Raw genomic sequence first — 20,535 nt, forward strand, 5'->3', positions numbered from 1 at the left:
CGACCTTGAAATGCTCAGTCAGATGAACAACTATACCGCGGTCATGCCGTGCCACGCGCCCAGAACCGGTTGCCAGGAGTCAATTTGTGCAGGGAATGCCAGCCCTCCCCCGTTCTTACCATCGCTCGCTGCGGTTCCTGTGCAGCGTGCTGGCTGGATTCTACGCATGCTTCACTACTGCCGGTGAAATCACAGTTGCCGTAGCTTCTAATTTTGCCGCTCCCATGCGCGAAGTCGCGACTGCCTTCGAGCGGGCAACGGGAGAACATCGGCTTCGCCTCGCGTTTGGCTCATCTGGAAAGCTATATGCGCAGGTTTACCACGGTGCGCCCTACGACGCTTTCTTCTCCGCAGACCAGGACAAGGTCGAACGCCTGATTGTGCGCAACCTTGCCATTCCGGATACCCGCCTGACGTATGCCGAAGGCCAACTGGTATTGTGGTCTGCCGATAGCACGTTGATTGACACCGGCTCTGCCGTGCTCACCACCGACCGTTTTCGCAAGCTCGCCATCGCCAACCCAAAGCTGGCACCCTACGGGGTAGCGGCAATGCAGACACTGGGGGCGCTGGGGCTTGAGGAGGCGACCCGCGAGCGCCGCGTGGTGGGGGAAAATATCTCGCAGACATATCAATTTGTCGCCAGCGGCAATGCACAGATGGGCTTTATCGCCCTTTCCCAGATCTATCGAAACGGCGAGATCCTGCGCGGCTCGGCGTGGCGGGTGCCGCGTGCGCTATACCAACCAATCCGCCAGGATGCTGTATTACTGCGTAACAAAGCGGCAAGCTCCCCAGAACAAAAGGCCGCGTCGCAAGCATTTTGGGCTTTTCTGCACGGCCCTGAAGCACGCTCAATCATCGCGTCGTACGGCTATTTAGCGAATCCAGGCGATCGCGAGCCTCTCGCAGTAACCGAGGAGGTAACCGATGCTCAGTGATTCGGATCTTGCCGCAATTTGGTTGACGCTGAGACTCGCAACCACGGTGACACTGCTGTTGATGGTCCTTGGCACACCGCTGGCCTACTGGCTGGCAAGAACGCGTTCCTGGTGGAAAGGCCCGGTAAGTGCACTCGTGACCCTGCCACTAGTGTTGCCGCCCACCGTGCTCGGATTCTATTTGCTCGTGTTTATGGGTCCCCAGGGACCATTGGGAAAACTCACCGAATCCTTGGGGCTGGGGACATTACCCTTCACTTTTCCCGGCCTGGTCATAGCGTCGCTACTGTACTCACTGCCATTTGTGGTGCAGCCGATACAGAATGCCATCGAGGCCCAGGGGCAACGTCCGGCCGAGGTTGCAGCCACGCTGCGTGCAGGCCCGTGGGATAGTTTCTGGCATGTCACCCTGCCCCTGGCCAAGCCCGGCCTGATTACCGCCGCGGTTCTGGGATTTGCCCACACCGTGGGCGAGTTTGGTGTGATCCTGATGATTGGCGGCAATATTCCGGGCGTCACCAAGGTTGTTTCGATCCAGATCTACGACCACGTTGAGGCCCTCGAGTACTCTCAAGCGCATTGGCTGTCTGCGGCGATGCTGATCTTTTCGTTTTCGGTGCTGTTGGCCCTGTACGTCTTACAGCGACGTAAAACTGCAGGAGGGTGGCGTTATGGCCCCTAGCCCTGTCAATCGGACGGCGACAACCGAGTCCATCGACGGCCGGTTTTACCTGCCGTTTAGTCGAGGCCAACAAAAAGCCGATTTTGTTCTAGATGTCGATTTTTCGGTACCCGGTAGCGGTGTTACCGGCATCTTTGGACCCTCAGGCTCTGGAAAAACCACGCTGTTACGTTGTATCGCCGGCTTGCAGGCCTGCGCGCAAAGCAACCTGCGCGTTAATGGGGAAACGTGGCAATCCGCCGCTCCCCAGGCAATCAACCTGCCAGTACACCGGCGGCCGATCGGTTATGTTTTCCAGCAACCGAGCCTCTTTCCGCACCTCACCGCCGGGGGCAACCTCGCATTCGCGCGCAAGCGGTCCGCACAGCCGGTAAGTACAGAGTCGTATAACGAGATTGTGCGGCTGATGGGTTTGGAGAACTTGCTCGGAGCCCGCCCGGAATCACTGTCCGGTGGTGAAAAGCAACGGGTTTCGATTGCACGGGCGTTACTGGTCAAGCCCCGGCTTCTGTTGATGGACGAGCCTCTGGCGGCGCTGGATTTGGCGCGCAAACGGGAGATTCTCCCGTACCTGGAGAAGCTCCATCAGTCCCTGGATATTCCTGTCCTCTACGTCAGCCACTCCATTGAAGAAATCGCGCGCCTTGCGGACCACTTACTACTGATGGACAGCGGCAAAATTCAACGCGCCGGACCTGCAACCGAGTTACTGTCGTGCACGGACTTTCCAGTGCAATTGGGGGACGATTTGGGGGTTTTGCTGGAGGCGCAAGTGACCGCGCGCGACTCCAAATGGAAGCTGATGCGCGCGCAATTTGCCGGCGGTGAGTTCTGGTTGCGCGACAGCGGTGAGTCCGCTGGCGAGAAGATTCGGATCCGGGTCCTTGCGCGTGACGTAAGCCTGACGCGCAGCGAGGATCAGCAGTCGAGCATTCTCAATCGACTGCCCATGCGGGTGCAGGAGATCACTGCAGATACTGACCCGGCAATGGTACTGGTTCAAATGGCGCCCCGGGACGCGGGCCTGCCCCCGGGCGACACTCGATTAAACAGCACGCATATCATCGCGCGGATAACACGGCGGTCGCTGCACCAGCTGGCGCTGGAAGAAAACTCGCCGGTATGGGCACAGATTAAATCTGTGGCCATTGTCCGCTGATTTCTGGCAAATCAGGCGGGTTCAGAGCGCCGTTCGGTGGTTTGGCTCTCAATACCCAGCTTGCGCGCTATATCTTGCTCTTCGGTTGGCACCGCTTGCTTGCCAAACAACTTCTGCACAACCACAAAGAACAGCGGGATAAAGAAGATACCCAGCAGAGTCCCCACAATCATGCCGCCCAGTACACCGGTGCCGATGGCCTGCTGCGCGCCGGACCCGGCACCAGAGGCAATCGCCAAAGGCAGAACACCAAGGCCGAATGCCAGTGAAGTCATAATGATCGGGCGCAGGCGGTCGCGCACGGCAAGCATGGTGGCTTCAATCAGTTCCATACCCGCCTCCAGGTTCTGTTTGGCAAATTCCACGATCAAAATCGCGTTTTTACTGGTCAGCCCCACGGTAGTCAGCATCGCGACCTGAAAGTAAATATCTCGCTCAAAGCCGCGCAGGTTGCTCGCCAAAATCGCACCGAGAATACCGAGTGGCGCCACCAACAATACCGCGGTGGGTACCGTCCAGCTCTCGTAAAGCGCAGCAAGACACAGGAACACAATCAGTGCAGACAACACATACAACAAGGTGGTCTGAGAACCGGCCTGCTGTTCCTGGTAAGACAGCGCGGTCCACTCCAGGCCGAAGCCTTCCGGCAGCTGGCGCACCAGACGCTCCATTTCCGCCATAGCATCACCAGAGCTCACGCCCGGTGCGCCCTGCCCCTGAATCTGCACCGCTGGCACACCGTTATAGCGCTCCAGTCGCGGGGAGCCGTAGTCCCAATCAAAGCTCGCGAAAGACGATACCGGTACCATCTCGCCGTTGCTGTTGCGCACAGACCACAGGCGGAAGTCTTCCGGGTTCATGCGAAACGGTGCATCGGCCTGCATGTACACGCGTTTGATACGACCGCGATCGATAAAGTCATCAATGTACTGGCCGCCCCAGGCAACACCCAGTGTGTTGTTGATATCGCCAATGGACACGCCGAGAGATGCCGCCTTCGCGTTATTCACCTTCAGCTTGAACTGGGGTGTATCTTCCTGGCCATTCGGACGCACACCAGCCAGCAATGGGCTCTGCGCAGCCATGCCCAGCAACTGGTTACGCGCGTTGATCAGTGCCTCGTGCCCCTGGTTCGCATTGTCCTGCAGATACATGGCAAAACCAGCGGAGTTACCCAGCTCCGGCAGGGCCGGCGGCGCGAACACGAACGCAATGGCATCCTTGATCTGGCTCAGGGCGCCCATACCGCGCATAGCCACCGCACCGGCCTGTTCGGATTCCTCCTCACGCTCACTCCAGTCTTTCAAGTTGATAAAGGCCATCGCATTGTTCTGGCCACTACCCGCAAAACTGAAGCCCTGTACCGAAAATACGGATTCCACCACGTTGGATTCGTTGTCGAGAAAGTGATTTTCTAACTTCTCAACGGATTCCATCGTGCGCTCCTGGGTGGCACCGACCGGTGTCTGCACCAATGAGAACAACACACCCTGGTCTTCGTCCGGCAGGAAGGAACTCGGCGAGCGCACAAACAGGAACACCATCACCGCACTCAACAGTGCGAAGAGCACCATGAATCGACCGCTGCGGGCGAGGATCCCGCGCACGCCGCGCTGGTAAGTTGCGGCACTGCGATCAAAGTTGCGATTAAACCAGCCGAAGAAACCTTTCTTAGTGCCATGAGAGCCGGGCTTCAGCATGGTGGCGCAAAGCGCCGGTGTCAGCACAATCGCAACGATCACGGAGAACGTCATGGCGGCAACGATCGTCGCGGAGAACTGGCGATAAATAATGCCGGTGGACCCATCCATAAATGCCATGGGCACGAATACCGCAGACAGCACCACACCAATACCGATCAAGGCACCGGTGATCTGCTTCATGGATTTTTTCGTGGCTTCTTTGGCAGAGAGGTTTTCCTCGTGCATCACCCGCTCGACATTCTCCACCACCACAATGGCATCATCCACCAGCAGGCCGATGGCTAGTACCATGGCAAACATGGTCAGCATGTTCACCGAAAACCCAAGCACCGACAGCACACCAAAGGTGCCGAGCAATACCACCGGCACGGCGATGGTGGGAATGATGGTTGCACGCAGGTTCTGCAGGAACAGCAGCATCACCAGAAACACCAGAATGACCGCTTCCACCAGTGTCTGAATAACCCCTTTGATCGATACCTCGACAAAAGGCGTGGTGTCGAAGGGAATCACGGTTTTCAGGCCTGTGGGGAAGTTCGTCCCCAATTCTGCCAACCGCTGTTTTACCGCAGCAGCGGTCTCCAGCGCGTTGGCGCCGGTCGCCAGAGTGATCGCTACACCCGTGGCCGGCGCGCGGTTATAACGGGTCACGAAGTCGTAGCTCTCGGTGCCCATTTCGACACGCGCCACATCCCCCAGTCTCAGCACCGAGCCATCCGGGTTTGCGCGCAACACCACATTGCGGAATTCTTCCGGCGTTTGCATACGGCTCTGCGCTGTAATACTGGCGGTAAGCTGCTGGCCCTGTACCGCCGGGGTGCCACCGAGACTACCAATCGCCACTTGCGAGTTTTGGTTGCGTACGGATGCCATGATATCTGACGGCGTCAGCTTGTACGCGTCGAGTTTGTTCGGGTCGAGCCAGATACGCATGGCGTACTTGGAGCCGAAGACCTGAATACTGCCCACCCCGGGTACGCGACTCAGTGGATCAACCAGATTGGAGACCACATAGTCCGCAATATCTTCTTTTTTCATGCCACCATCGGTCGACACGAAACCGGCCACCAGGAGGAAGCTGGAGCTTCCTTTACCCACGGTAAGCCCCTGTCGCTGCACAATTTCGGGCAGCAGCGGCATGGCCAGTTGCAGTTTGTTTTGTACCTGCACCTGTGCAATATCCGGATCAGTGCCGTTCGCAAAGGTCAGCGCGATTTCCGCCGTACCAATCGACTGACTGGTGGCAGACATATACAGCAGGCCGTCGAGCCCCTTCATGTTCTGCTCGATCACCTGAGTGACTGAGTCTTCGATGACTTTGGCAGAAGCGCCGGGGTAGGCGCCGGTAATGGTCACCACCGGCGGCGCAATATCCGGGTAGCGTTCTACCGGCAATTTACTGATCGCGAGGCTGCCGAACAGCATCACAACAATGGCGATCACCCAGGCAAAAATCGGGCGATCAATAAAGAAACCTGCCATCTCAGTTACCCCTTGCCGGCTTCGTTCTGGGCGTTACCTGCGGTTTCGATTTTCGGCGCAGGCAGGTCCATAGGCGCGGGGGCTGCGGCCTCGCCGGCATTCACCACGACCCCCGGGCGAATTTTCTGCAATCCTTCCACGATCACGCGATCACCGGCCTGCAAGCCACTTTCCACCAGCCAGTTGGCACCGACCGTCTGGGAAACCTGTACCGGGCGTACTTCCACCGCATTACCTTCGCCGACCACCATCGCCGTGGTGTTCCCTTTCGGGTCGCGCGCGATGCCCTGCTGCGGCACCAGCACGGCATTATCACGCTGACCGCTACCAACGGCCGCACGCACGTACATACCCGGTAACAGCAGGTGCTGCGGATTTGGTACAACCACACGTAGACGTACGCTGCCAGTAGTGGGATCCACACTCACCTCAGAGAATTCGAGTTTGCCAGCGTGAGGGTAAGGGCTGCCGTCCTCCAGCAGAATGGTTACCGGCAGGTCGTCGGTACTCTCCATGGTCCCTGCCGCCAGCGCCTTGCGCAGGCTCAGCAGTTCGCTCACCGATTGGGTCAGGTCCACGTAGATCGGATCCAGCTGTTGAATAGTCGCCAGCGGAGCCGCCTGATTGGAGGTAACCAGGGCCCCCTGTGTCACCGAAGAGATACCGATGCGGCCACTGATCGGCGCACTGATGCGGGCAAATTCCAGCATCACTTTGCTGCGCTGGACCGCCGCTTTCGCCGCAGCCACATCCGCTTTCGCCTGTTGCAGTGCAGCGGTGGCGGTGTCGTTGTCCTGCTTGCTCACTGCACCACTCTTTACCAGTTCTTGGGTGCGGTCTGCCTGCAGCTTGGAAACATGCATGCTCGCCTGGGCGCGTGCCAGCGCGGCTTTGGCACTGTCGTAATCCGCCTGGTATCGGGCGTCGTCCAGTTGATACAGGGCCGCGCCAGCCTCTACTCGCCCACCCTCCTTGAACAACTGATCCTTAACAATGCCATCCGCCTGCGGACGTACCTCCGCCACCTTGAACGGGCTGGTTCTGCCGGGTAACTGGCGCGTCAGGGTAACGGACTGGGTATCCAGAGTGACGACGGTGACCTGCGGTGTGTGCCCCTGCATGGCTGGCTGCTGCTCTCCACACGCTGATAACAGCGCCACGACGAGCAACAGGCTCCCGGAGATCAACGACTTCTTTTTGTGCAACATGACGACCTCGTGATTGCGTCCATACCGATGCCCGTGGGCACCACCGCGATTGAAAACTTGAAAAACAACGCCGCTCTCGGCATGAGCCGGAGCGGCGTATAAAAAACGTGACGGGCTGACTGAGGGCCCGATCAGCGCAACTGCCAAAATCAGCAAGACTCGGAGTCCGTACGATTACTAGCAGCGCTTACCGTACAGACCTGTCTTAAATGGCCTATATGGCAGCTTGGCGAGATTTAAATACATTCATGAATGAATATCAACTATTTATTCACGAATGAATGTAAAGTAAGATCAATCGCGCGCTGGGAGCGATGAAGCGTAGCGACAAAGCTAAACGACAGAGCGAAAAAACAAAGAGATGCGACACAGCGCATAGAGACAGCCCCCTCGATCAGGACCCGATGATGGCCAAACGAACGAAAGAAGACGCCCTGGAAACCCGCGAGAAAATTCTCGATGCGGCGATCGAAGTTTTTGACAGGCGCGGTGTATCACGCCCGTCCCTCACCGAGATCGCGCAGCTGGCGGGCGTTACCCGTGGCGCCGTCTATGGCCACTTCCAAAACAAGGCGGACTTGTTCAGCGCCCTCGCGGACCGCATCCAACTACCAGACGAGTCCCTCTGCCAGGCACCGGACCATTCGTGTGACCCCATCGGCGAGTTGCGCAATCGCTGGCTGTTTCTGTACCGGGAAGTAATGAGCAATGAACAGTGGCGTCGGATCTTTGCCATCATCCTGCTGCGCTGCGAGTGGGTGCCGGAAAATGGCGAGATCAATCAACGCTGCAGCGAGGGGCATGCGGAGGGTACGGTGCGCCTGCGTACTCTGATAGAAGGTGCGGTTGCCGTCGGCCAGTTGCCCGCTGACCTGGACGTCGAAATGGCGGTCCCGGTGGTGCACGCCAGTATTATTGGCCTGCTACAGGAGTGGCTGATGAACCCCGAGGCTTTCAATATTGCCGAAATTGGGGCACGGCACGTGGAAGCCACCCTGGAAATGCTGGAAAAATCGCCCCACCTGAGAAGACTTTCGAGCGGAAACACCGTGACCAATCCTGAGCCGACATCCGGCACTGAGTAAATTTTCACCACGAAAGGCGCGGTGGCGGAAAATTCTTCTTGCAAGTCGGCGTATACCTGCAACCTTTCGCCCCGTTCAAGAAGCATTTCATGCCTTTCGGAGCTTTCAGCCTTTATACTTGTCCTAAGCTATAAGTCGCCACTGCTCCGGAAGCCCTCTTCCGGCTCCATAAAGACAGTGGGGCGCCTTGAAGTAGGACGTATAAAGAGACTCCTTATGCATAGCAAGCGATTCGCTACTCTGATTTCCGGCCTGTCCGTATCTCTGCTGGTTCTCCTCTCGCCAATGACCCTGGCGGCAGACCCACAAATCCTGAAGCCCCATGAAGACCAGGGCGGCACGGCCAAAGAGATCGTCAGCAAACTCGAGATGCTGCACTACAACAAGCTCAAGGTCGGCAACGAAATGTCCGCTGGCCTGTGGGACGAATACATTAATAGCCTCGACCCCACCAAGAGCTACTTCCTCGCCTCCGACATCAATGAGTTTCGCCAATGGCGCACACAGCTGGACGACGACCTGCGCGCGGGCAACGTCGATCGCGGTTTTGATATTTACAACCGCTACCACCTGCGCATGACCGACCGCCTGAACAACATCGTGTCTCAGCTGGAAAATGGCCTGCCGGACTTCGATTTCACCAAAGACGAATCTCTGGAGCTTGACCGCGAGAAAAGCGAATGGCCGCAATCCATCAGCGCCGCCGATGACCTGTGGCGCAAACGCCTGAAAAGCAGCGTGCTAAACCTGCGTCTCACCGAAAAAAGTGATGAAGAGATCGCCGACCTGCTGAAGCGCCGCTACAAAGGCCAGCTGAAGCGTCTCGACCAGCAGAATTCCGACGATGTGTTCGAGCTGTACATGAACTCGCTCACCCGTCTGTACGATCCGCACAGTAACTATCTGTCGCCGCGCTCGCTGGAAAACTTCAACATGAGCATGTCCTTGTCTCTCGAGGGCATCGGTGCCGTGTTGCAGATGGAAGACGAGTACACCAAGGTCGCGCGCCTGGTGGCAGGCGGCCCTGCGGACCGTACCGGTAAGATCAAACCCAACGACAAGATTGTGGCGGTTGGCCAAGATCAAAATGGCGAGATGGTCGATGTTGTCGGCTGGCGCCTGGACGATGTCGTGGACCTGATTCGCGGCTCGGCCGGCACCTACGTGCGCCTGGAAACCATCCCCACCGGCGGTGACGGCACGCATCGCACCATTACCATCAAGCGCAGCAAGGTGAAGCTGGAAGACCAGGCGGCGAAAAAGGCGACCTTCGAGTTCTCCGATGGCGACCAGAACTTCAAGGTAGGCGTAATCAATCTGCCCACCTTCTATATCGATTTCGAGGCCTACCGTCGTCGCGACCCGAACTACAAGAGCACCACCCGTGACGTAGCGCGCCTGCTGGACGAGCTGCAGAAAGAAGGTGTCGACGGAATTATTCTGGACCTGCGCAATAATGGCGGCGGCTCCCTGCAGGAAGCGACCATGCTCACCGACCTGTTTATCGACCAGGGTCCGGTGGTGCAGATTCGCCACGCGAATGAGCAGATTTCTCGCCATAACCGCTCGCGCTCCCGCGCCATGTATCGCGGCCCACTGGTGGTCCTGATCAACCGCTTGTCTGCATCTGCATCGGAAATTTTTGCCGGCGCGATTCAGGACTACAACCGCGGCCTGGTCGTCGGCAACCAGTCTTTCGGTAAAGGCACGGTGCAGACCATGGCACCACTGAAGGAAGGCCAGCTGAAGATTACCCAGTCGAAGTTTTATCGTGTATCGGGTGACAGCACGCAGCATGCAGGGGTCACTCCGGACATCCTGATGCCAGAGCTGATCGACAGTGAAAGCGTGGGCGAGAGCGCCTACGATACCGCCCTGCCCTGGGACCGTATTCACGCGGTGCGCCATGCGAAGTATTTCAACCTGCAAGACATCTTGCCGGAGCTGATCAAGAAACACGACAAACGCACCGAGGTGGATCCAGACTTTGTGTTCCTGCGCAAACAGTTCAAGTTCCAGTCTGATCGCGCCAACCGCAAAGCTGTCTCTTTAAACGAGGGTGCGCGCGTTCAGGAGCGTGAAGACCTGAACCAGGACGTGCTGGCCATGGAAAACCAGCGTCGCCAGGCCAAAGGCCTGGAGCCTTATGCAACGTTTGAAGCCTACGAAAAGAGCGAGTCCGAAGACACCGCCCCTGTGGGTGGCCCAACCGAAATCACACTGGAGGACGATCCGGTACTGAATGAAGCGGGTTACATCATGGCCGACTTCATCGGCCTGAAAAAACGCTCAAGCTCGCCACAAGTAGCGAATTTTGATTAAGACCAGCTTGCGCTAACGCAAGCAGCCAGGGCATACCACTGAATGCCCTGGCCGAAAACAACATTACCAGGCCCGTTATTCCGCGAGGAATAGCGGGCTTTGGTTTATTTGCATATTGGGGGAAAAATGAAAGTTGTATCATTTAACGTCAACAGTATCCGCGCGCGCCTGCACCAGATGGAGGCGCTGGTAGCGTCGCAGTCGCCGGATATCATCGGCCTGCAGGAAACCAAGTGCACCGATGAAGACTTTCCGATCGATGCCATCCGCGACCTCGGTTACGAAGTCATCTACTTTGGGCAGAAGACCCATTACGGCGTTGCCCTGCTCTCTCGCTACCCATTCCTGAAAAAGCAGTACGGTTTCCCAACCGATGCCGAAGATGCCCAGCGCCGCCTGGTGGCGGGGCAGTTCGATATCGGCGGCGATCAGCCCCTTACCGTAATCAACGGCTATTTCCCGCAGGGCGAAAGCCGCGAGCACCCAGTGAAGTTCCCGGCCAAGCAGAAGTACTACGCAGACCTGGACGCCTACCTGAACAACAGCTGCGACAGCAAGGCGCCGGTACTGGTGATCGGTGACATGAATATTTCACCCACCGACCTGGACATCGGTATTGGCGAGCCCAACCGCAAGCGCTGGTTGCGCGACGGCAAGTGCAGCTTCCTGCCAGAAGAGCGCGAGTGGCTCGACAAACTCTACAACTGGGGACTGGTAGACACCTTCCGCGCACAGAACCCGGAAACCAATGACCTGTTCAGCTGGTTCGACTATCGCAGTCGCGGCTTTGACCGCGAGCCCAGACGCGGCCTGCGAATCGACCTGATCCTGGCGACCCAGGGTCTCGCTAGTCGCTGCGTTGATACCGGTATCGACTACGATATTCGCGGAATGGAGCGCCCGTCCGACCACGCCCCGGTGTGGGCGAAGTTCGAACTGTAAACGCCAATTCTCGCTCAGACTCAGCACACCGGAGCCAGCGGTGTGCTGAGTCTAAGCTCTCAACAACCCTCACCCTTCCTCAAACCTCCCGCCAGGCCAACTGGAAACGCCATCATATATGCGAATTTCCATATATATGCTTTTCCGCATATACTGCGCGCAACAACCCTAGCGGTCAGCGTCCTGCACCCCGAGGAAACCATGAATCCCGTATCAATCTTCAAATGTCTCGCCGATGACACCCGCCTGCGCAGCCTGCTGCTGATCGCCAGCGAGGGCGAACTCTGCGTGTGCGAACTGATGTGCGCGCTGGATGAGAGCCAGCCGAAAATCTCCCGGCACCTGGCGCAGCTACGTGCTGCGGGCCTGTTGCACGATGAGCGCCGTGGACAGTGGGTCTATTACAGCCTGCCCACCGATCTACCGCATTGGATTCATGAAGTATTGGCGCAAACACTGGATGCGAATCAGGCGTTTATACAGCCCAATCAACACGCATTGGCGGGCATGCAAAACCGCCCAGTTGGCAGTAATTGCTGCTAACAACCGAATACCGCCAACACCACATTATTGTTTTTTGAATTCAAACCCCGTCAGTGAATACCCGTTGAGAAGCCACCGATGAAAGTTCTGTATATCTGCACCCATAACCGCTGCCGCAGCATCCTGAGCGAGGCCGTCACCAACAGTCTGGGCCAGGAGCACATTGAAGCACGCAGTGCCGGCAGCCAACCCAGTGGTGTGGTCCACCCGCTGTCGATCAAATACCTGAAGGAGCGCGGTATCGAGACCGGCAGCCTGCGCAGCCAGTCCTGGGACGACTTTGAAGAGTGGGCGCCTGATCTTGTGGTAACGGTGTGCGACAGTGCCGCCGGCGAGAGTTGTCCGGTTTGGTTTGGCAGCTCCGCCAAGGTTCACTGGGGGCTGGAAGACCCGTCCAAACTGGAGGGTACTGAGGAAGAGATTGAGCGTGCCTTCAACCGCACCATCGATATCATCCAGCAGCGCGTTGAGCAAATGCTTGAGCAAAGCCTGCATAAGAAAAGTGGGGCCGCGCTGCAAGACGCCATGCAGGCCCTCGCCGACGGCGAACAATAACAGCAACACGAGGAATCCAGCACATGGGTATTTTTGAGCGCTATCTTTCCGTCTGGGTAGGACTGTGTATTCTGGCGGGCTTGCTACTGGGCAACCTCGCCCCGCAGCTATTCCAGCACATTGCGGCCATGGAAGTTGCCCACGTGAATTTGCCGGTGGCGGTACTGATCTGGGTGATGATCTTCCCGATGATGGTGCAGGTGGACTTCAGCTCCATCAAGCATGTGGGCGATAAACCCAAGGGCCTGGCACTTACGCTGGTGGTCAACTGGCTGATCAAGCCATTCACCATGGCGGCACTTGGCTGGCTGTTTTTCCGCGTGATCTTTGCCGACCTGGTGGACCCGCAAACGGCTTCTGAATATATCGCCGGTATGATTCTGCTTGGGGTCGCCCCCTGCACCGCCATGGTATTTGTGTGGAGCCAGCTCACCCGCGGCGATGCCAACTACACCCTAGTACAGGTCTCGGTAAACGACGTAATCATGATTTTCGCGTTTGCGCCTATTGCTGCCCTGTTACTCGGCGTGAGCGACATCACCGTACCCTGGGATACGCTGCTGCTGTCGGTGGTGCTCTACGTCTTATTGCCGCTCATTGCCGGTATTCTCACACGACGGGCGCTGGATTCTGCCAACGATCACCACCGCCTGGAAGACTTCCTGCACCGCGTGAAACCCTTCTCCGTAGCCGGCCTGTTAGGCACAGTGGTGTTGCTCTTTGGCTTCCAGGCCGAGACCATCATCAACAGCCCGCTCGCAATTGTGTTGATTGCAATCCCGCTGCTTATTCAAACCTACGGCATCTTTGCCGTGAGCTATTTCGCCGCGTACAAAATGAAGCTGCCACACAACGTTGCGGCACCGGCCTGCATGATCGGCACATCCAACTTTTTTGAACTGGCGGTGGCCGTAGCTATTTCGCTGTTCGGCCTGAACTCAGGCGCGGCACTGGCAACCGTGGTCGGCGTACTGGTAGAAGTACCGGTGATGCTGTCGCTGGTGGCATTTGCCAATCGCACACGCCACTGGTTTGGTGCGGCGCCGGCAAACAATGAGGGAGTAACACATGAGCAAGCCTGACACTGAATCAACCATGCCGAATATTGTTCCCGAGTGCTTTAACAATACGGATATGGGCGAGCTCGCAGCCCCCATTGAACAGCAGCCGCCCAAGATCTTGCTGCTGTATGGTTCGCTGCGCAAACGCTCGTTCAGCCGTCTTGCCGCCGAGGAAGCCGCGCGCATTCTGACTGCACTCGGTGCAGAAACACGTATCTTCAACCCATCGGGGCTCCCCTTGCCCGACGACGACGTGGATGCCGCACACCCGAAGGTGCAGGAACTGCGGGATCTCGCGACGTGGAGTGATGGTATGGTGTGGTCATCGCCGGAACGCCACGGCGCCATGACCGGGATTATGAAAACCCAGATCGACTGGATTCCCCTGGCGGTGCAGGCAGTGCGCCCGACACAGGGTAAAACCCTGGCAGTCATGCAGGTCTGCGGTGGTTCTCAGTCCTTTAATGCCGTAAACCAGATGCGCATTCTGGGGCGCTGGATGCGCATGGTGACGATTCCGAACCAGTCTTCCGTGGCCAAGGCCTGGCAGGAATTTGACGAGAACGACCGCATGAAGCCTTCGTCCTACTACGACCGTATCGTGGATGTGATGGAGGAATTGATGAAGTTCACCTATCTGCTGAAAGACAAGCGGGACTACTTCACCGACCGCTATTCTGAGCGCAAGGAAACCAACGCAGAGTTCCGCAAGCGCATCGATCAGCGGTCAATTTAAGGGGAATTTAAGCTCTGGATCGCGACGGAGCGCGGGCGAGGACGAGTGCTACTCGCCCAGCCAGCGCTCCAGAGTCTCCGCCAAACTGTCTCTACTCAGCGGCTTGGTGAGGAAATCGTCCATCCCGGCAGCGAGGCAGCGGCCCTCGAATTGCTCTTCCGTGGTACTGGTCAATGCGACAATCGGCAACCGGTCATCGGGAGAATACTCTGATTCCCAGATACGCAGCTGCTCGATAATTTCTGCGCTGTGTGCCGTATTTTGCTGACAGTCAACCAGCACCAGATCAAAGTTCTGATCAGGGAGTAACTCCAGCGCCGCTTCCACTGACGGGACGACTTCCACCTGGTAACCCAGCGCCTGCACCATTTCCTCAGTCACCCCCTGATGCTGGCGAGATTCTTCAATCAGCAACAAGCGGTTTTTGCGGTGTATTTCCGAATGGTTACCCATGACGCGGCGGCTGGTTTTTTTCTGGCCGCCGAATAGGCGCACGACAAGCGCATCATGGAATTCTTTACGCGTTACCGGCCGTGACAGGTACTGCGCTTCGGGGTCAGCCGCCGCCAGTGGGGCGAACTCTAACTTGTGGCCATGTCCGCCGACGCATAGCAGTGGGAACTTGGCATTATCGTTTGCGATGGAATGGATCGCCTGAGTAACCCCACTCAGCAAACGCCCATCACCCGCCGCCGGCGCCAGCACCACCAGCTGCCCCCGCTCCATAAACTGGAGCAGTTCGTCCATCGGTTCGGTGCTGCCGTCATCCCACGCCTTGCAGGAAAGCTCCATACCGAAAGATTCCAGCATTTGTGCGATACCGCCGACGAACAGTCCGCGCTGATGCAACAGCAATACCTCGGTATCTTGCAGGCGACGATCAGGCTGCAAATAAATACGCTGGTTGGGCTCAATCTTAAACTTGATCACCACTTGATAACGGTTGCCGTCAGGCGAGGAATGCAGCTGTAGATAACCGCCCATGGCTTCCGCGAGCCCCTTGGCGATACTGAGCCCCAGCCCGGTGGTGACCTGGGCGGTGTCCATACGCGAGAAAGCACCAAACAGTTCCGACTCATCGGGCAAAATTTCGCCGCGGCCGTTATCCAGCAGCTTCAGCGTCAGCTGCCCCTCATCGGTGCCGACTTGCTCAAAAGTCGCCTCTCCCCACAGCTCCCCGGAATCCGCGATCACGGTGGCGGAATCCACCAGGTTGCGGATCAGCTGCGCGGTTTTGCGGTTGTCACCGGTCACCATTACCGGAAGGTCTTCACTGATCTGGAAGTTAAACTCCAGTCGCTGACGCTGGGCAGAGCGCGCGGCGAACTTGAACGCCTTCTCCATGGTCCGCACCAGGTTGAATGGCGTACGCCGCAAGTGAATATCCTTGCGCGCAACGCGGGTGAACATACCCACATTATCCACCAGCTTTAGCTGCTGATTACACGCGTTCTTGGCCAGACGAACCCACTCTTGCTGGCGCTCCGACAGACGGTCACCCTCCAGTAGGGCCAGCGCACCGAGAGAATCAGAAAGCTGGCTGCGGAACTCTTGCCCCACATTGGCGAGAAACTCGTTGGTAACTTCGACGGCCGCCTCAGAATGCTTCCGGGCCGCGGCCAGGTTGCTGGCTTTTTGCTGGAGCGCCTGCATGGCGGCAACACGGTCCCAGTAGTTTTCCGACTCGCGACGCGCCTGATGGGCCATCAACCAGACAAAGGTCAGGGTAAGCGCGCCATAGATAGCGCCGAGGATGTCAGCGGTCATGAAGCCCTGCAATGCGGCAGGCACCAGGGAGCCGGCTAAAAACCAGGTGAGGAAGCGATAATATGGCGAGAATACGGATGCGACGCTCGCGCAGAATACGACGGTGTACAGCCACAGGAATTGCGTCGCAGGGGAAAACCCGAGCAAGAACACGTGACTTAGCAGGATGACGCCCCACCAAACCGCGCCCAGTGTCGACGCGATAAAGTAGCGGCTCCGCCAGCGCTTGGGGCCGGTCGCATAGAGGTTGTCGAACCGGAACACGTAATAGGCGCGAACCAGTGTCAGCAATACCAACACGAGCGCCAGCACCAACACCAGCTTGGGCGCGGTGATGCGAAGTTCCCCGATGGCCACTGCAACGGCAAACGCCACCAGGCTAAACAACATGCCCCGGCGACTGTATTTGGCGATGCGCGTATCCGTGTTACGACACACACGGCGATCTTTCTGAACCTTGAGTTCGGGGTGATCAAATAAAGGCATAAAGGTATCCGGGAAACGCTCCCTGTATCCGCAACGTCAGCGAGTCGGGCTTTACTGGCCCAAACCCATGACTTCCACCAGCACGGTCTTTATCACAAAGCCCAGCAATCCAAGTCCGAGTGCCGTAAACAGGATAAAGGTACCGAAACGACCCGCTTTGGATTCTTTGGCCAGATTCCACACGATAAACATCATGAACAGAATCAGGCCGCCAATACCGACAATCAGGGAATACTCTTCAAACAACTCGAAGCTCATGCAACCTCTTTCCTACACGCGATCCCCAGATTTACCCGGGTGCTGGCAAGTGCGACCAACAACGGCGTCGGCGCAAAAATTGGCGCGTATTGTATAGGAGCTTGTGACGTGAAACCACGAGTGCCCGGAGAATCAGCCGGGCCTACTCGAGACCCTCTACTCCCGGAAGAAGTCATTCAGATGCGCGCGGAGCTTCACCCGGGCTCGGAACCCGCTCACGCGCCTTGCCTACCGCGCTCACGCGCCTTGATAGTAGTCGCTGTCATCTGCCTTGGTGCCACACTTGACTCGACGGACCTCGCGGTCACGATAGCGGCTGTCGTGCCAGCATCGTGGCAACGACTCCCCGGAAAGGAAGCGCAGGCGAGACTTGTCAAAGACCTCCGGATCCTGAACCTCTTCTCCCCACAGATAGCGCCCCACCACGGTCAATTCATATGGATTGGCCAGAGTCACAATGTCGGCGACATCGATCAGGTGATTACCTTCGGAATCTCTTAGCAGCATGGTTGACTCCTATTTCCTCAGAATACCTTCCAGTATAGGGAGAAAACCGCGCCAATCGGGGCATCAATCTGTAAAGATTCCCAGCCTACACGTGACCGCAGACCCAAGAAATCGTACCAAATAAGGGTTTACAGCGCCGAAATGATCACGAAAAGCGAAAGGATCTAAAAATCTGTGTGTTACGGTATCGAACTATCGCTCGAGCGTCAGGCGTGCCGAAATCATGCCATCTTCTGCAAGTGCATCGACACTAATCGAGCGAATCACAAAGCGCTGCTGCAGTAACGTGTTCAGCCACGGCTGCAAATCCTGATAGCGCGCCTCGTCGACCCACAGGCGAATGCGGCCATCGCCCTCCGGCTCAAAACGCTTGATGGTCACCTTGTGGTTCTTCGCGGCAGCCGTCACCCGCTGCAGCAAAGTGCCCTGGGCCTGCGACTGGCCACCGGCGTTGCGCTGCACGCGCTCCAACTGAGGGCGCTGCTGTTCAATCCAGGCCAACAGCTCACGCGACGCCTCAGCCTCGGCACGGGCGCCATCAAAGTATGCCTGCGCAGGTTTGAACAAGCCGAATACGATAATGATAACGCCGAGAAACAAGCCCAGAATGGCCAACGCACGCTGGTCGCTGGGTGGCAACGTGATCCACTTCTGACGCCACTGTTCAATTGTCTGATTCATACAACTCTTTCTTTGCTACTGCGCAATCAACGCAGACGTATCCGGCCGGAAACACCATTTTCCAACTCGTTTGCCGCTAACAGCTCGGCCCGGTACTGGCCCTGCCCCAGCTGATTCACAACGTTATCCAGCTCGCCCAGGTTGCCGGCACGCAACTGCAGCACCAGCTCTCCGCGCCCGCCATCAAACCGCAGCGACTGCAACTTCAGGCCAGCACTGTTACTGCCAGCCCAGACCCCGCTCAATTGCTGCAGCTGACCGGCAAATTCGCCGCCGCCACCCGCTGCCTGATTGAGATAACCGGCAACCTGACGACGCAGGTCGGCACTCGCCGACGCCCCGGGGAAGATTTCGGCAAACAGTGCGCGGGCCTGCTTATCCGCATTATTCGCCTGCACTTTGTAATAGGTGCCTGCGCCCATAAAAAATACCAACTGCAGGACGAAGCAGGCAGCGACCGCAATCGCGGGTTTTTTCCACCAGGGACCCTCCGCCGACTGCAGCGTCACTTGATAGGGACCACTCAGGAGGTTACCGGGGACCGATGGCTTGAGTTGCTCGAGGAACAGCGCTTCCGGCGCCTTCTCCAGCACATCGACCTCGCCCAACTGTTGCAGGGTAGCGAGCTCCAATTCGGTCGCATCGCCCAGCAGGTACAGCGTACCGCCCTCCTCCGGCGCGTCCGTGACCGCCTCATCGCCATCAGCTTGCTGCGACTGTGAGGGCGCCTCTGCCGCACCCAATAGGCTTTCGGCAACCACGCCGGCCAGTGAGCGCTGCACGGAAAGGCCGCGCCCCCGGGCATCCCAGAAGTGTGCCCACGCCGGCTCCAGCCAAACGCCTGAGCCCTGCTGGAGATTAGCCAGCAGGCGATATTCGGGGATCGCAGCAGTCACTGGCCACCCCAGCCGCTCAATATGGGCCTTGAGAGTCGCCAGCTTCAGGCTGGCGACGGCCATGACACTGCATAGATCACCAAGCACCGCTTCGCAGGTGAAATGCAGCTCTTCGACGTCTTCCGCCAGCTGCTCTTCCACCATGTAACCCACCGCCTGACTCTGGCGGCGAGCGGCACGCGGCACGGATTCCAAGCCATTCCACACCCAAGCCCCCGGGAGCAAAAGAACCGCGCGCTCGCCTGGCTCGAACTCAAGCTCAAAGCCCGACTCACCGTCTGGCTCAGCGTGCTCTACAGGCATCACATCGGCGGCCACTGCCATTGTGGCAGGCAATCCCTCCACACCAGCGAAGGCCTGCGCGAAATCTTCGTCGATGGCCACGGGCTGCCATTGCGCCTCACACCAGCAGTCCAGTGCCACCGCACCGGTGCCGGTCTCGCGCAACCGCAATAGTTTCACTTCATGGCTCACTTAGACCCCCAATAATTCCTGCAAAAACTGCCCGGAAAACTCGCGCCGCTGGCGCTGAATGACTTGTATTTTTCCCGTGGCGCTGTCGAGTTTCAATACCGACTCCCAGTACTGGCGATGTTCCAACCCCAACTGTACGGCAATATGCGCGACATAGTAGCGACTACTGAAATCCAGCTCGGCCACGCCACTAATACCAAACGCGGTGAGGTCGCTGACGTCACTGAATACCCTGCCGGATTCGCGCTCGGAGATTAGCCCCGCGATATTCGCCGACGGGTACATCGCCGAAAGCAATTCAGCGGATGCCGTATTCACGTTGACGTCGGTGCCCGCTTCCGGCAGCGCGCAGAGTTCTGGCCGCAAGGCGCGCCAGATTTCTGGCTCCATGCCGCGCACCGCGCGCAGTTCCGACGGATCCGTGATCAGGGTGTCCGGGGTCCGGTAAGGGAGTTCCAGCCCCAGATAATCCGTATCCTCCGAGCCGGATAACAGTGGCGTGTCGCCCGCATCGATCCAATCCTCAATGGCCTGGGCCACGTCGGCCTGCCCACCAAGATTGCGCACCAGCCGCTGTATAACCTCGTGCGCCACCGCCCCGGCACCATCATCTCCGCCACCCGAGGCCCCGCCAGAGGAACCGCCAGCAGAAATCCTGCCACCGGTCCCGGAGCTGGACCCGCCGCCCGAGCGCGCGGCGGTCAGATTATTCACATTGAAACAGGATTGTAAGTCCTTGATTAAAATACGGATTTTTCCGTTGTCGGGATTGAACTCAACCTGTTTCTGCGCCCACAGCTCCATCAGGTTATCACTGGATGCGGACGCAGCCTGATCCTCAATAAAGTCTTTTTCCAGCGTCACAATCGCCCACGCCTCGGCCCCGTGGACAAATTCGGCAAGCTGGGTATTTGCCAGAATGGCACTGGTGCGCGCTATGGCCAGGCGGTTACGGGTCACCGCATGCGTAATGGCCGCAATGGCAATGACCATCACCAGCAGCACGGTAATCAACGCCACACCTTTCTGCCGGGACAGGGACATCAA

The 20,535-nt window shown here is 57.9% G+C and carries 18 protein-coding genes; 10 read left to right on the top strand and 8 right to left on the bottom strand.

Annotated features, from left to right (window positions below; all coding sequences use genetic code 11):
- Positions 1–95 precede the first annotated feature (95 nt).
- Genes modA through modC form a run of 3 tightly spaced genes read left to right on the top strand, consistent with a single transcriptional unit; the run spans position 96 to position 2,782 of the window.
- Positions 96–941, top strand: a complete 846-nt coding sequence (gene modA, locus AS89_RS16560) for a molybdate ABC transporter substrate-binding protein (RefSeq protein WP_010130429.1) — start codon at positions 96–98, stop codon at positions 939–941.
- Entirely contained in the window at positions 931–1,623 is a 693-nt protein-coding gene (gene modB / locus AS89_RS0101260) for a molybdate ABC transporter permease subunit (RefSeq protein WP_010130430.1), read from the top strand. Before modA ends, modB begins: the two co-directional genes overlap by 11 nt.
- The gene (gene modC / locus AS89_RS0101265; protein WP_010130431.1) at positions 1,613–2,782 is read left to right on the top strand and encodes a molybdenum ABC transporter ATP-binding protein; all 1,170 of its coding nucleotides are present in this window, start codon (positions 1,613–1,615) and stop codon (positions 2,780–2,782) included. The genes modB and modC overlap by 11 nt, the downstream gene beginning before the upstream one ends.
- 11 nt (positions 2,783–2,793) lie before the next feature.
- Here the strand turns inward: modC and AS89_RS0101270 are convergent, their stop codons facing one another.
- Positions 2,794–5,967 carry an efflux RND transporter permease subunit gene (locus AS89_RS0101270; protein WP_010130432.1) on the bottom strand — a complete coding sequence of 1,058 codons (3,174 nt, stop codon included), beginning with the start codon at positions 5,965–5,967 and terminating at the stop codon, positions 2,794–2,796.
- 5 nt (positions 5,968–5,972) lie between these two features.
- On the bottom strand, positions 5,973–7,175 hold the full coding sequence (locus AS89_RS0101275) for an efflux RND transporter periplasmic adaptor subunit (RefSeq protein WP_010130433.1): 1,203 nt from the start codon (positions 7,173–7,175) through the stop codon (positions 5,973–5,975).
- Positions 7,176–7,582: 407 nt separating this feature from the next.
- On the opposite strand from AS89_RS0101275, the gene AS89_RS0101280 reads away from it, so the two are divergent.
- The 7 genes from AS89_RS0101280 (at position 7,583) to arsH (ending at position 14,419) form a co-directional block, all read left to right on the top strand.
- Entirely contained in the window at positions 7,583–8,260 is a 678-nt protein-coding gene (locus AS89_RS0101280) for a TetR family transcriptional regulator (RefSeq protein WP_010130434.1), read from the top strand.
- A gap of 216 nt (positions 8,261–8,476) precedes the next feature.
- On the top strand, positions 8,477–10,582 hold the full coding sequence (locus AS89_RS0101285) for a carboxy terminal-processing peptidase (RefSeq protein ID WP_010130435.1): 2,106 nt from the start codon (positions 8,477–8,479) through the stop codon (positions 10,580–10,582).
- 126 nt (positions 10,583–10,708) lie between these two features.
- On the top strand, positions 10,709–11,524 hold the full coding sequence (gene xthA / locus AS89_RS0101290; protein ID WP_010130437.1) for an exodeoxyribonuclease III: 816 nt from the start codon (positions 10,709–10,711) through the stop codon (positions 11,522–11,524).
- Between the two features lie 201 nt (positions 11,525–11,725).
- Entirely contained in the window at positions 11,726–12,067 is a 342-nt protein-coding gene (locus tag AS89_RS0101295) for a metalloregulator ArsR/SmtB family transcription factor (RefSeq protein WP_010130439.1), read from the top strand.
- A gap of 78 nt (positions 12,068–12,145) precedes the next feature.
- Positions 12,146–12,622, top strand: coding sequence for an arsenate reductase ArsC (locus tag AS89_RS0101300; protein ID WP_010130440.1), 477 nt, complete (start codon positions 12,146–12,148; stop codon positions 12,620–12,622).
- A gap of 23 nt (positions 12,623–12,645) precedes the next feature.
- Positions 12,646–13,704, top strand: a complete 1,059-nt coding sequence (gene arsB, locus AS89_RS0101305) for an ACR3 family arsenite efflux transporter (RefSeq protein ID WP_010130441.1) — start codon at positions 12,646–12,648, stop codon at positions 13,702–13,704.
- A complete protein-coding gene (gene arsH, locus AS89_RS0101310) occupies positions 13,691–14,419 on the top strand; it encodes an arsenical resistance protein ArsH (protein ID WP_010130442.1) in 729 nt (242 codons plus the stop codon). Before arsB ends, arsH begins: the two co-directional genes overlap by 14 nt.
- A gap of 48 nt (positions 14,420–14,467) precedes the next feature.
- Here the strand turns inward: arsH and AS89_RS0101315 are convergent, their stop codons facing one another.
- The 6 genes from AS89_RS0101315 to gspK form a co-directional block, all read right to left on the bottom strand.
- Positions 14,468–16,672, bottom strand: a complete 2,205-nt coding sequence (locus tag AS89_RS0101315) for a hybrid sensor histidine kinase/response regulator (protein ID WP_010130443.1) — start codon at positions 16,670–16,672, stop codon at positions 14,468–14,470.
- Positions 16,673–16,723: 51 nt separating this feature from the next.
- A complete protein-coding gene (locus AS89_RS0101320; RefSeq protein ID WP_010130444.1) occupies positions 16,724–16,930 on the bottom strand; it encodes a DUF2788 domain-containing protein in 207 nt (68 codons plus the stop codon).
- A 237-nt stretch (positions 16,931–17,167) separates the two neighbouring features.
- Complete coding sequence (locus AS89_RS0101325) at positions 17,168–17,437, bottom strand: hypothetical protein (RefSeq protein ID WP_010130445.1); 270 nt, start codon at positions 17,435–17,437, stop codon at positions 17,168–17,170.
- 192 nt (positions 17,438–17,629) lie between these two features.
- Positions 17,630–18,118 (bottom strand): type II secretion system protein GspM, encoded by a 489-nt coding sequence (gspM, locus tag AS89_RS0101330; protein WP_010130446.1) that lies wholly within the window; start codon positions 18,116–18,118, stop codon positions 17,630–17,632.
- A 26-nt stretch (positions 18,119–18,144) separates the two neighbouring features.
- Complete coding sequence (gspL, locus tag AS89_RS0101335; protein ID WP_010130447.1) at positions 18,145–19,488, bottom strand: type II secretion system protein GspL; 1,344 nt, start codon at positions 19,486–19,488, stop codon at positions 18,145–18,147.
- The gene (gspK, locus tag AS89_RS0101340; RefSeq protein ID WP_100169218.1) at positions 19,489–20,532 is read right to left on the bottom strand and encodes a type II secretion system minor pseudopilin GspK; all 1,044 of its coding nucleotides are present in this window, start codon (positions 20,530–20,532) and stop codon (positions 19,489–19,491) included.
- Between the last annotated feature and the right edge of the window lie 3 nt (positions 20,533–20,535).

The organism is Microbulbifer agarilyticus S89, from assembly GCF_000220505.1.
Lineage (GTDB): Bacteria > Pseudomonadota > Gammaproteobacteria > Pseudomonadales > Cellvibrionaceae > Microbulbifer > Microbulbifer agarilyticus_B.

What these genes read in the sequence shown, in the direction of transcription:
- AS89_RS0101320 (WP_010130444.1), bottom strand. Translation starts at nt 16,930, where the DNA reads ATGAGCTTCGAGTTGTTTGAAGAGTATTCCCTGATTGTCGGTATTGGC.
- AS89_RS0101325 (WP_010130445.1), bottom strand. Translation starts at nt 17,437, where the DNA reads ATGCTGCTAAGAGATTCCGAAGGTAATCACCTGATCGATGTCGCCGAC.
- AS89_RS0101285 (WP_010130435.1), top strand. Translation starts at nt 8,477, where the DNA reads ATGCATAGCAAGCGATTCGCTACTCTGATTTCCGGCCTGTCCGTATCT.
- AS89_RS0101315 (WP_010130443.1), bottom strand. Translation starts at nt 16,672, where the DNA reads ATGCCTTTATTTGATCACCCCGAACTCAAGGTTCAGAAAGATCGCCGT.
- arsH (WP_010130442.1), top strand. Translation starts at nt 13,691, where the DNA reads ATGAGCAAGCCTGACACTGAATCAACCATGCCGAATATTGTTCCCGAG.
- AS89_RS0101280 (WP_010130434.1), top strand. Translation starts at nt 7,583, where the DNA reads ATGGCCAAACGAACGAAAGAAGACGCCCTGGAAACCCGCGAGAAAATT.
- gspM (WP_010130446.1), bottom strand. Translation starts at nt 18,118, where the DNA reads ATGAATCAGACAATTGAACAGTGGCGTCAGAAGTGGATCACGTTGCCA.
- AS89_RS0101270 (WP_010130432.1), bottom strand. Translation starts at nt 5,967, where the DNA reads ATGGCAGGTTTCTTTATTGATCGCCCGATTTTTGCCTGGGTGATCGCC.
- AS89_RS0101300 (WP_010130440.1), top strand. Translation starts at nt 12,146, where the DNA reads ATGAAAGTTCTGTATATCTGCACCCATAACCGCTGCCGCAGCATCCTG.
- modA (WP_010130429.1), top strand. Translation starts at nt 96, where the DNA reads ATGCCAGCCCTCCCCCGTTCTTACCATCGCTCGCTGCGGTTCCTGTGC.
- modC (WP_010130431.1), top strand. Translation starts at nt 1,613, where the DNA reads ATGGCCCCTAGCCCTGTCAATCGGACGGCGACAACCGAGTCCATCGAC.
- AS89_RS0101275 (WP_010130433.1), bottom strand. Translation starts at nt 7,175, where the DNA reads ATGTTGCACAAAAAGAAGTCGTTGATCTCCGGGAGCCTGTTGCTCGTC.
- gspK (WP_100169218.1), bottom strand. Translation starts at nt 20,532, where the DNA reads ATGTCCCTGTCCCGGCAGAAAGGTGTGGCGTTGATTACCGTGCTGCTG.
- xthA (WP_010130437.1), top strand. Translation starts at nt 10,709, where the DNA reads ATGAAAGTTGTATCATTTAACGTCAACAGTATCCGCGCGCGCCTGCAC.
- arsB (WP_010130441.1), top strand. Translation starts at nt 12,646, where the DNA reads ATGGGTATTTTTGAGCGCTATCTTTCCGTCTGGGTAGGACTGTGTATT.
- AS89_RS0101295 (WP_010130439.1), top strand. Translation starts at nt 11,726, where the DNA reads ATGAATCCCGTATCAATCTTCAAATGTCTCGCCGATGACACCCGCCTG.
- modB (WP_010130430.1), top strand. Translation starts at nt 931, where the DNA reads ATGCTCAGTGATTCGGATCTTGCCGCAATTTGGTTGACGCTGAGACTC.